This window comes from Anaerotignum lactatifermentans (assembly GCF_014982935.1).
GTDB classification, from domain to species: Bacteria; Bacillota; Clostridia; order Lachnospirales; family Anaerotignaceae; genus Anaerotignum; species Anaerotignum lactatifermentans.
The window spans coordinates 60,368-71,879 of the sequence record NZ_JADCKK010000010.1 but is presented as its reverse complement, the minus strand read 5'-3'; the positions used below and the strand labels follow the sequence as shown (position 1 = coordinate 71,879).

9 protein-coding genes and 1 pseudogene are annotated in these 11,512 nt (G+C 41.8%); 9 read left to right on the top strand and 1 reads right to left on the bottom strand.

Annotated features, from left to right (window positions below; translation table 11 throughout):
• Nucleotides 1–245: helix-turn-helix domain-containing protein (locus tag INF29_RS04345; RefSeq protein ID WP_193484866.1), on the bottom strand; the 245-nt coding region annotated here is incomplete at its 3' end.
• A gap of 331 nt (nt 246–576) precedes the next feature.
• Here INF29_RS04345 and vanA point away from each other — a divergent pair.
• The 9 genes and pseudogenes from vanA (at nt 577) to INF29_RS04300 (ending at nt 11,506) form a co-directional block, all read left to right on the top strand.
• Nucleotides 577–1,611, top strand: a complete 1,035-nt coding sequence (gene vanA / locus INF29_RS04340) for a D-alanine--(R)-lactate ligase (RefSeq protein ID WP_193484864.1) — start codon at nt 577–579, stop codon at nt 1,609–1,611.
• A gap of 2 nt (nt 1,612–1,613) precedes the next feature.
• Nucleotides 1,614–2,237, top strand: a complete 624-nt coding sequence (gene vanX, locus INF29_RS04335) for a D-Ala-D-Ala dipeptidase VanX (RefSeq protein WP_087990241.1) — start codon at nt 1,614–1,616, stop codon at nt 2,235–2,237.
• 329 nt (nt 2,238–2,566) lie between these two features.
• Nucleotides 2,567–4,471: a GBS Bsp-like repeat-containing protein gene (locus tag INF29_RS04330; protein WP_193484862.1), complete on the top strand. Its 1,905-nt coding sequence runs from the start codon at nt 2,567–2,569 to the stop codon at nt 4,469–4,471.
• Between the two features lie 15 nt (nt 4,472–4,486).
• Nucleotides 4,487–5,893 carry an MBOAT family O-acyltransferase gene (locus INF29_RS04325; protein ID WP_193484860.1) on the top strand — a complete coding sequence of 469 codons (1,407 nt, stop codon included), beginning with the start codon at nt 4,487–4,489 and terminating at the stop codon, nt 5,891–5,893.
• A 12-nt stretch (nt 5,894–5,905) separates the two neighbouring features.
• On the top strand, nt 5,906–7,306 hold the full coding sequence (locus INF29_RS04320) for an alginate O-acetyltransferase AlgX-related protein (protein ID WP_193484858.1): 1,401 nt from the start codon (nt 5,906–5,908) through the stop codon (nt 7,304–7,306).
• Between the two features lie 12 nt (nt 7,307–7,318).
• Nucleotides 7,319–8,038, top strand: a complete 720-nt coding sequence (locus INF29_RS04315) for a hypothetical protein (protein ID WP_193484856.1) — start codon at nt 7,319–7,321, stop codon at nt 8,036–8,038.
• A gap of 214 nt (nt 8,039–8,252) precedes the next feature.
• A pseudogene (locus INF29_RS04310) lies at nt 8,253–8,882 on the top strand (formate/nitrite transporter family protein); the annotation flags it as partial.
• Between the two features lie 202 nt (nt 8,883–9,084).
• A complete protein-coding gene (gene mutY, locus INF29_RS04305) occupies nt 9,085–10,161 on the top strand; it encodes an A/G-specific adenine glycosylase (protein WP_072852674.1) in 1,077 nt (358 codons plus the stop codon).
• 247 nt (nt 10,162–10,408) lie between these two features.
• Nucleotides 10,409–11,506, top strand: coding sequence for a GNAT family N-acetyltransferase (locus tag INF29_RS04300; protein WP_193484852.1), 1,098 nt, complete (start codon nt 10,409–10,411; stop codon nt 11,504–11,506).
• The last annotated feature ends 6 nt before the right edge of the window (nt 11,507–11,512 follow it).

The window sequence follows — 11,512 nt, the reverse complement described above, 5'->3', positions numbered from 1 at the left end:
TGGGGATTGCGTCTGCGCATATCCCGGATCAGTTTGATCTCTTCAGGAGTATGCTGATTTGGATGGGAATGGGGACGTCTGGAACGGTCACGCAGGGAATCCCAAGAGCCATCATAGCGGTTTTTCCAGCGATAAATATACTGGCGGTTGGTCTTATATTTTACGGCCGCTTTGGTAACTCCATATCGTTCAGCGTATTTAATAAGTGATAGACGGTATCTCATATCTTGTGTTATACTTGCCATGCGAGGATGCTCCTTTATGTATTTTTGTTTTGTGGTGATTCAAATATAACACAAAGTGAGCCTATCCTCGCTTTTTAAATATTCAGTTGTAACACATGTATTGTAATCCTACACCGGGGAAAGAGACAGAAATGTCATATATCTTGTTCTTTTTTTCCATCTATGATACACTCTTAATATTAAGGTTAAATGGAATCTGCGTTTCAAAATTGTGTTGAAACGACAGGATTGGGTTTGGAAGATTCATATATCGTGCAGATATTCAATAGAATTTATTTGATCGAACCAGTGTAAACAATGAATCCATGATGTTTTGAAAGGAGCAAATCGTATGAAAAAGAAGGTTGCAGTATTATTTGGTGGTTGTTCTGAAGAACATGACGTATCCATTAAGTCTGCCAAAGAAATTTGGAAATATATCGATACAGAAAAATATGATCCCGTTTATATCGGTATTTCCAGATCTGGCGAATGGAAGCTCTGTGAAAAACCGACAGCTGACTGGGATGAAAAAACCACGCAGCGTGTAATTTTGTCCACTAATAAACAGGATAAAGGTATGCTGGTACTGAAAGACGGTACTTATGAATTGGTTCCTCTGGATGTTGTTTTCCCTATGATCCATGGTAAAATGGGGGAAGATGGCACCATTCAGGGTCTGTTGGAAGCAACAGGTATCCCTTATGTAGGTTGTGGCATTCCTGCATCTGTATTGTGTATGGATAAATCTATGACATACCTGACAGTAAGCAATTATGGATTCCGTGCACCCGGATTCAAAATTCTGCATGATGGCGAAAATGCAGACGCATCTGCATTGAAATACCCTGTTTTTGTAAAACCCGCTCGTTCTGGTTCTTCCTTTGGTGTAACAAAAGTAAGCAAACCCGAAGATCTGCAGGCTGCTGTTGATGTTGCAAGAGAATTTGATAAAAAAGTTCTGATTGAGGAAGCAATCAATGGTATGGAAGTTGGCTGCGCTGTTATGGGCAATGGTGATGACCTGAAAGTAGGGGAAGTGGACCAGATTACACTGTCTCACGGTATTTTCCGTATCCATCAGGAAGACCATCCCGAAGAAGGTTCCGAAAACGCTGTATTTACAGTTCCTGCAAACCTGCCCGTTGAAAAACGGAAAGAAATCCAGGAAACAGCAAAAGCAATGTACAAAGTTCTGGGCTGCAAAGACCTTTCCCGCGTGGATATGTTCCTGCAGGAAGATGGTACCATCGTTCTGAACGAAGTAAACACCATGCCCGGTTTCACATCTTACAGCCGTTATCCTCGTATGATGCTGGCAACAGGCATGACATTCACTGAACTCATTGACCACTGTATCGAAATGGCATTGCAGGAAGGAAAATAAGTATGGAAAAAGGATTTGTTTTTTTGGATGAAGTCATCCCCGGAATCCGTTGGGATGCGAAATATGCAACTTGGGACAATTTCACAGGAAAACCTGTGGATGGGTATGATGTCAATCGTATTGTCGCTACAGAAGAACTGGCAAATGCATTGAAAGAAGTGCAAAAAGAAGCAAATCAGATGGGATATGGTCTTTTGGTCTGGGATGCATATCGTCCCCAAAGAGCTGTTGATAATTTCCTAAGATGGGCAGCAGAACCTGAAGATGGAAGAACAAAAGAAGTCCATTATCCGAGTATCAAGCGAGAAGAATTGCTTTCTCAGGGATATGTGGCTGCAAAATCCAGTCATAGCCGTGGAAGTGCCATTGATTTAACGTTATATTCCTTAAAAACAAATGAAATGCTCCAAATGGGAACATGTTTTGACTTTATGGATGTCAAATCCCACCATACCTGTGAAACTGTGTCAAAGGAAGAAAAGGAAAATCGTCAACTTTTATGTGACCTGATGACACGCCATGGATTTGTGCTTTATGAAAACGAATGGTGGCACTATAATTTGAAAGAAGAACCTTATCCGGAAACATATTTCGATTTTCCGCTTTCCGGCAGTTCTTCTAAATGAAATCAAAATAAATATATTGTAAGCAAAACCAGTATCTTTCCGTTAAAATAAAGGAAAGATACTGGTTTTTTGTTTTGTATATAAAAAACTGCGGACAAATGTGTGTGACAAAAAGTATGGAATATAGATGTATAGAATAAAACTAGAGAAACTCTGAAAAAATTCTATAAATAATAGAATTTCCCAGAAAACAAAGGATTTTACTGTGATTGAAAGATGTCGTGTTTTCGGATGCAATTAATAAATATGAAACACCTTGCATGAATCATATGTCGGAGTTATAATAAAAATGTCAAAAAAAGAGGAAAAATGCGAAGGGGATGGAACACTTGAAGCAATTATACGGGGCTGCTGCTTTAGGCGTAGCTGCTGTGCTGTTTGCAGGAATTTCTGGTACAGAAGTTTTGGCACAGGACATGGAAAATGCTGCAAATAAAACAGTGCAAGGGGCGTTCGAATATTTGTATCTGGGTGAAAATCAGGATGCAAATGAAGTGAAAATTATGATTCAGCTAGGTGATGGTGATGAAATACCGGAATCTGCTCAGCTGCGTTATCATTACGAAGGAAATGATGAATCAGAAATCGTTGAGGCAAGTCAGATTACGGAGAGAACTGTGACATTTACACAGGAATGTGATGATATAGCAAAAACAGCAGTATTGGATGCAGTCACTTGGTTGGAAAGTGATACATTATATACAGTAGAATTTCAGGAAAATCAAATAGAGATTGCTGGGAATGACGAACAGGCAGAAAATTCAGCTGTTCTTTATTTTGCAGACGGATCCCAGAAAGAAATGACTGTTTCTGAAGAACCTACAATAGAGGAAATACAGGAAGCGGCAGAACAGCCTGCATCTGAAACCGTTGTGAAGGAGGATGTACAAGTAGAAACCAACAGTGATTCTTATACGGGAGGAGAACTGTTTACAGATGTAAAAAAAGAAAATTGGTTTTATCCTGCTGTTAGTTATGTGATGAATAAAGGGCTTATGACGGGCATGGTCAATGGCGGTTTTGCGCCCAATGAAGAGCTGAGTAAGGTACAGTTTGCGGTAGTTCTTTATCGTATGGAAGGTTCACCGGAAGTTAGCCTTTCCGCAAATACATTGTCTATTCCAGAAAATGCTTATTATGCACCAGCAGTTTTCTGGGCAGATCAGACAGGATTGCTGGATGGATTCCGTACAGCATCCATCAAACCGGAAGATCAGATCACAAGAGAAGAAATGATCACTATGCTGTTCCGCTATGCCCAGCAGAAAGGTTTCGACACACAGGAAAGAGCGGATTTGTCACAGTTTGCGGATGCGGAAAAAATATCTCCTTCTGCAAAAGAAGCGGTTTCCTGGGCAGTAGCAACAGGTATGATTAGTGGGGAAGGAAAAGACAGGCTCTTGAATCCTCAGGGCAGTGCAAGCAGAGCTGTCTGCGCTGCGATGATTACCCATCTTTGTGAAACATATATGCCGGATGCTTTTGCAGATATTCCCATTTACGCAAAGGCAAATAACATCGCATTTACTTCTGTAAATCAGGAAACAGGCGATTTTACAGTCACAGTTTCCGGCATTACTGCCAGCGACGATGTAAAAAAGGTAGAAGTAGCCCTTTGGCGTGACAGCAATCAGGGGGATATTTACTGGTATCCTGCTGTTGCACAGGGAAATGGGGTTTATACAGTCAAAGGAAATGTCATCAATCATAAATTGCATTTTGGATTGTATCAGGCGCAGGCATATGTGACATTGGCAAATGGTCTGCGGATTCCTGCTGGCACACAGTCCGGCACCATTGAGGGCAGCGAAGCGCAGATTCGTATCAGCAAACATGTCAATGAAGTATACGATCAGGTAGGTCATGATTTGTATGCGTGCTACAAATGGGTTGTAGATAATGTTTCTTATAAAAAATTGCCCATTCCCGTAGAACCAAAGGAAGGCTATACAGCGGATCAGTGGTATGCAGTATTGGCATTTGAAAACCATCAGGGCAACTGCTTCTGCTATGCTGGTGCGTTTTATCAGCTTGCCAAAGGTTTGGGATATGATGCAAAATATGTAGAGGGCAAAGTTGCTATGGCAACAGGCGGTTATGGCCCGCATGGCTGGGTGGAAATCACCAAAGACGGCGGGACATATATCTGTGACCCGGATATGCAGGACGAAGCGCCTAGATATAATTTCTATATGCAGCCGGCAAATAGTCCTGTCATCAAATACGTGCGATAGGTAGGGCAGAAAGATATGGTATTTAGTTCACTGACATTTTTATGTATTTTTTTGCCGGTGGTACTGGCACTTTATTATCTGCTTCCGACGCTGCGTATCAGAAATGTATTGCTTATTATAGTCAGTCTGCTGTTTTATGCTTATGGTGAACCGGTTTATGTACTGCTGATGATTGCCAGCATCATCATAAATTATATTTTTGGCAGACTGCTGGGAACGGAAAATAAAAAGAAACGGCAATGGATTCTTGCCATTGCGGTGATTATCAATATTGGGCTTCTGGTGGTGTTCAAGTATCTGGACATGATGGTACAGACAATAAATCAGCTCTCAGGCAGTGAAATTCCTTTGGCTGGCTTGGCTTTGCCTATTGGTATTTCTTTCTTTACCTTTCAGGCATTGTCCTATGTCATTGACGTTTATCGCAGAGAAGTGGAGCCGCAGGAGAATCTTTGGAATGTGATGCTCTATATTTCCTTTTTCCCGCAGCTCATTGCCGGACCCATTGTAAAGTATCATGACATACAGGAACAGATCGACAACCGAAATACAGATGTGAAAGAAATTGCGGAAGGTCTCAGAAGATTTATCATAGGTCTTTCCAAAAAAGTCCTGATTTCTAACACCATGGCGGTCACAGCAGATGCGTTGTTTGCTGCTGGTGCCGGAGAATTGAACATTCTTTCCGCATGGATTGCAGCCATTGCGTATATGCTGCAAATTTATTTCGATTTCAGCGGCTACAGCGATATGGCAATCGGCTTGGGGCATATGTTTGGGTTCCGTTTTCTGGAAAACTTCCGCTATCCTTACATTTCTTCCAATATTCAGGAGTTTTGGAGAAGATGGCATATTTCCTTGTCCACATGGTTTAAGGAATATTTATATATTCCGTTGGGTGGCAATCGAAAAGGAAAGGCGCGTACTTGCCTGAACAAAATGATTGTGTTTTTCTCAACAGGCTTGTGGCATGGTGCAAACTGGACTTTTGTGCTCTGGGGCTTATGGCATGGGGTATTCCTGCTCTTTGAACAGGTGTGTCCCGTGAAAAAACTGCCGAAGGTTCTGGCGCATATTTACGCATTACTTGTTGTGTGTGTGGGCTTTGTCATGTTCCGCGCGGATACTTTTGGACAGGGAATGTTCATGATCGGCACTATGTTTAGCGGTTGGGAATTTTCCTCTGTACAGATGGCAGTGGTATGGGAGCAGTTAACACCCATATTCCTTGTGACATTGGTGGTGGCAGTGTTTGGCAGTGCGCCATTGATTCCAAAAGCTGCTGAAGCTTGTTTGGCAAGGGAGAATTTAAGGAAACCGGCGGTATACTTCAGTTATATAGCAAGTTTTGTATTGCTGATTCTGTGTATGCTGAGTTTGTCCAGCGGAACATATAATCCATTTATTTATTTTAGATTTTAGGGGCTTTGCAAAATGAAACATAAGAAATATTTGATATTTATCATAGCCGTATGGGCGTTCTTGGTTTTTCCCTTTGCAGGCATGTTGTTTTGGAGAAGCGATGAAACTACCGAAAATACAGAATTGGCTTCCTTTCCTTCGCTGAAAACCGAGGAAGGATGGAATCATGAGTATCTAAGTGAAATGGGAGCTTATTTTGAGGATCATTTCGCTTTGCGGCAGTATTGGGTTACGGCAAACGCTCTGCTGCGAAAGAATGTAATCCAAAGCAGTGCAACAGATCAGGTGGTTCTGGGAAAAAATGATTGGCTGTATTTCAGTGGAACCACAGCCGATTATCAGGGGACCAATTTGTTTTCGGAAAGAGAAATGAACGCCATCCTTCATAATCTGAAACTCATCCAGAACTATGTGCAGCAGCAGGGCAGTGCCTTTTATCTCATGGTGCCGCCCAATAAAAACAGTCTGTATGATGAAAACATGCCTTATTATTATCAAAAAGGGGATGGAAGCAATCTGAAAATGTTGACAGAACGCTTTCAGCAGGAAGGCATTTCTTACATTGATCTGTATGGAGCCTTTCAGGAAAAAGAGGAAGTTCTGTATTTCCAGCGGGATTCCCATTGGAACAATCAGGGGGCATTACTGGCATATAGAAACCTCATGGAGCAGGTGGGAAAAGATTACGAAACTTATCTGAATGTGCCCTTTGATGTGGAAAAAGTCCATAGCGGCGATTTGGATGAGATGCTTTTTCCAAAAGCAGTGCAGAAAGAGGACGATTATTTTTATGATACTGCATCCAATTTTGTCTATGTCAATGAAGTAAAGGACAATATGGATTCTTGGATTGAAACGGAAAATCCTGACGCAACAGGCAGTATTTTGATGTATCGAGATTCCTTCGGGGAAAGCCTTCTTCCCTTTGTGGCAGGAGAATTTGAAAAAGGTTATTTTTCCAGATTGGTGCCGTATAATCTGCTGCAGGTGGAGCAGTACCAGCCGGATGTGGTGGTCATTGAAAAAGTAGAACGAAATCTGGATGATTTTATTACAGATATGCCCATTGTGGAATGCCCACAGGTGAAAAATATGATTGCGCCTCAAGCGCAGACCAATACGGAAATGACTGCGGAAAAAGCAGGCTCTTTTCTGGAAATCAAAGGCACTTTGGATGAAGAATATATCCAGCCGGATACACAGATTTATGTTTCTGTGAGAGATGAAAACACTATGGAAACCAAAACATATGAAACTTTTTATGCAGAAACGGAAGATGGGGAAGCCAATGGTTTTCATCTATATTTGAAAGGCAGCAGTGTGCCGGAAGGAAATATACAGCTGAATGTAATTGCGGTAAATGGCAGCCAGCCCTTTATCGTTTGCAGTAAAGAAATCACATGGAATCTTTAGGGAGGTAATGAAATGAAAGCAAAAAGAGTATGGGGACTTGTTCTTGCGGCAGCAATGTGTATGGCAGTGGCTGGCTGCGGACAGGAAGCGGCAGAAACAGCTACTACCGAACCGCAGTATCAGGTCATCGGTACAGAAGCGGAAGGGGCTTATGACATTCTGCTGAAAAACAGCATTGGTCAGGATGTGACAGGTATTTCCGTAAAAACTTCCGATGAGGAAGCATATCCTGCCAATATGCTGGCAAGCGATGCTGTTCTGAAAAATGGTGAAACAGCAGAATGGTTCTATATGCCGGAAGAAGCAGGTGAAACAGAAGGCGTAGGGGAAAAAGATATTGCTCTGAATGTGGTATATCAGGTACAGATTACATTGGCAGACGGCACCGTTTATGAACTGAGTTCTCTGGGAATGGATGATATTGACCAGAATGCGGAACTGTGTCTGGAAGATGATGTTGTTTTTGTAAAATACACCAGCAAAGCATCTGGTGATACTGTATCCACAAAGGAACAGGAAGTTGCTGCGAAAGCACAGAAAGACGCAGAATCTCAGGAAGAAGTGGCAAGTGAACCTGCTCCCGTAGAAGAAGTACAGCAGGAAGCACCTGCACAGCCCGCACAGCAGAGTGCACCCGCTGCATCTGAACCTCAGCAGGCACCTGTGGAACAGATTCCCGAACAGACAACAGAAGGCTGCTTGACAGAAGGCGGCGGCCCTGCATTCAACTGATTTTGATGGAATTATAGAAAGCATTAGAAATATAAAACCTCCAAAGAAATAACAGTCTTTGGAGGTTTTTCTTTTTGCATTGTGCTATTTTGTTTGGAATAAAATCCCATTCGGATTGTATCATTTGTTGTGTTCGTGTTGACAAAATACCACAAGATATAGTATACTTACCACGTATTTGTAGTGTTTGTAACGGAACAGGGGTAGAGGAGATGTCAATATGGAACGAGTAAGGCAGTTGGTTTCTGCGGTCATTGCAGGTGGATTGATTGGCATGGGCGGTACAGTGTATCTATCACAGCAAAGTCCTGTTGTAGGCAGTTGTCTCTTTGCCATTGGTCTGTTTACCATTGTTATATTCCAATTGCAGTTGTTTACCGGGAAAATCGGGTATCTGCCGATGCAGAAGCCTGTGTATCTCATTGAACTGGTGATCACATGGATTGGCAACCTGATTGGTACATATATCGTTGCCTGGATGGTACGGAACAGCCGTATCTATGAAGGCATGGCGGAAAAGGTACAAACTATCGCAGCAACAAAGCTTAACGATGATTTCCTGAGTATTTTCCTGTTGGCTGTGTTCTGCGGCATGCTGATGTTTATTGCCGTAGATATTTTCAAAAATCAGACAGGTTCCACCATTCGTACCGTTGGGGTATTTATCCCGGTTATGGTGTTTATCCTGAGTGGATTTGAACACGTCATTGCCAACATGTATTATTTTTCTCTGGCAGGTGTATGGAGCGGGCATTGCTTACTTTCCATCATCGTCATGACTTTGGGGAATTCCGTTGGCGGTATGATCATTCCTCTTTACCTGAAATGTTTTAAAATACGATAATTGCTGTATTTTACGGACAGACCTTATCGGGCATCTTTATAAGAAAACAAATATCACTGGAATTCTGGCAGTTCATGGGATTCCAGTGATTCTATTTTACTTGAAATTGTTTTTTTAGAGAAATTTGCTTGAGGTTTGTCCGCTGTTTTATCTGAAAATATGTTAGAATAGATTGAAATTTATCTCCAGAAAGGATTGTTTTATGCAGGAACAGAGTTTACAGACAGTGTTTGCCCTCTTAACAGAGTGGTATCATGTATATAAAAGAGATCTGCCATGGCGCAGAACAAAAGACCCCTATGCCATTTGGGTTTCAGAAATCATGCTCCAACAAACGAGAGTGGAGGCAGTAAAGCCTTATTATGCAAGGTTTTTGGAGGAACTGCCTACCATCCGTCATTTGGCAGAAGCCGATGAGGAACAGATTCTCAAGTTATGGGAGGGGTTAGGATATTATAGCCGTGTGCGGAACATGCAGGCAGCGGCAAAACAGGTCATGGCAGAATACGACGGAAAAATGCCCGCAGACCATAAAGCACTTTTGCGGTTGAAAGGCATTGGACCTTATACGGCTGGTGCGGTAGCTTCCATTGCGTTTTCTCTGCCTTTTGCGGCAGTGGACGGCAATGTGCTCCGTGTGATGTCCAGAGTTTTTGCCGATGAAAGGGATATCATGCTCCAGCAGACCAAAAAGGCATGGGAAGAAGAAATCAATGACGCACTGACAGGAGAGATTGCTGGAGACGTGAATCAGGCGTTGATGGAATTGGGGGCAACAGTATGCGTACCCAATGGGGAACCTAAGTGTGAAAATTGCCCCCTTCGGACATTGTGTTTGGCATATCAAAAAGGAAATCCCATGCAGTATCCCGTAAAAAGTGAGAAAAAGCCAAGAACGAAAGAATATCTTTCTGTTTGCTTTATGACAGATGGCAAAAGGATTGCTTTGCGAAAGCGTGACAGCAAAGGCTTGTTGGCAAATTTATGGGAACTGCCTCATGTACCAAAAGAATATGCGTTGCCAATGGCTTTTGCTGACTGGGGCATACAACAGGCAGAAATCAAAAATATGCGTGGACAGAAGCATATTTTTACACATATAGAATGGCATATGGATGCGTATTTTATCAACGTAAAAGCTATGGCAGATACACCATTTCAATGGGTAACCATAGAGGAGGCAAAAGAAAAGTATGCACTGCCTTCTGCTTTCAAAAAAATCTGGGCAGAAGGTCTGGATATGCTGGAAGATATGGAATACGAACAGATACATTTGTGAAAACTTCTGAATTTTCTTTTGAAATTGCTCTCTTTTCGGGCAATAAAACGTGATTTTTATTTTGAGAAGGAATTTGTCTAACCAAAACACCTTCTTTTTACGAGTGCATCTGAAAGATATGTGTAAAAGTGATATGCATCAGACATAAAGTTATAAAATCTATCAAATGATAATAATTATTATTTGACTTTTCTTTTACATTCCTGTAAAATATACTTAAAAAGTAGGAAAGAAGGCTGGTGAAAAAATGATTGAAGTAAGAAATGCTGTATGGGAAGATCGACAGGATTTTTCTGATTTGTGGCAGCTTTGTTTTGGTGACAGCGATGCGTTTTGTTATTGGTTTTTTCACCATAGATTTGAGCCTTCTCTTTCTGTCTGCTTGAAAGCCGATGATGTTTTCGCGGCATGTATGCAGGCATTTCCCTATACCATTGGAATCCGTGGGAAAGCGGTAAAAGGCACTATGCTTTGTGGTGTCTGTACCCATCCAGATCATCGAAAGAAGGGATATATGGGAAGAATTTTCCCCTATGATATGCAGCTCTTGCAGCAAAAGGGCTATGGCGTAGCTGTTCATACACCGGCAGTTTTGCCCAGTTATTTCTCCTTTGGGCATTATCCTGTGGCAGATGCTTGCTATCTGACAGCAGAAAAAATACCGGAAGTGAAAGCTGTGGAAGGTGTTTATCCTTTACAGCCAGAAGAATACTTAAAGGCATTTGATTGCTACACAGATTTTGCAAAGAAATATAGTGGCATCATTTACCGTACAGAAGAAGATTTCCTGCGAAAATGTGCAGATTATAACGCTGACGGCGGAAAATGCATGGCTTATGGAAAAGAACATGTAGAAGCCTATGTGTTTTATTATCAGACAGAAACAGAATTGATCTGTGTAGAAGCAGTTGGGAATGATGATGCTTTGCAGAAAGTACTGACAGGTATTTTTGCAGAATGCGAAGGTTTGTCATTATCTGTAAAACTTGCGCCAGAATCTCAAATGACTTTTGACTTTGCCCAGAAAGAGGTAAAGCAGAAAGGTGTCATGGGTCTGACTGATCTTCAGGTGCTGTTGAAGGCGCTGGAACTTGACGGAAAAGCAGCTTTTGCTGTGGAAGATCATGTGGTTCCAGAAAACAATGGCTGTTTTCTGCTGAGTGGTGAGAAAACAGAAAAATCTCCTGCTTTTTCCATTCCTGCGGGAAGATTGCTGCAGGTGCTGGTGGGATACACCGATTTGGAAAGCCAGCGACCCTATGTGCATATATATGATGAAGCGGGATTTCAGGAAATCAACGAGAAATTACCAAAATGTAACTGTTATATTATTGATGAATATTAAAAATGG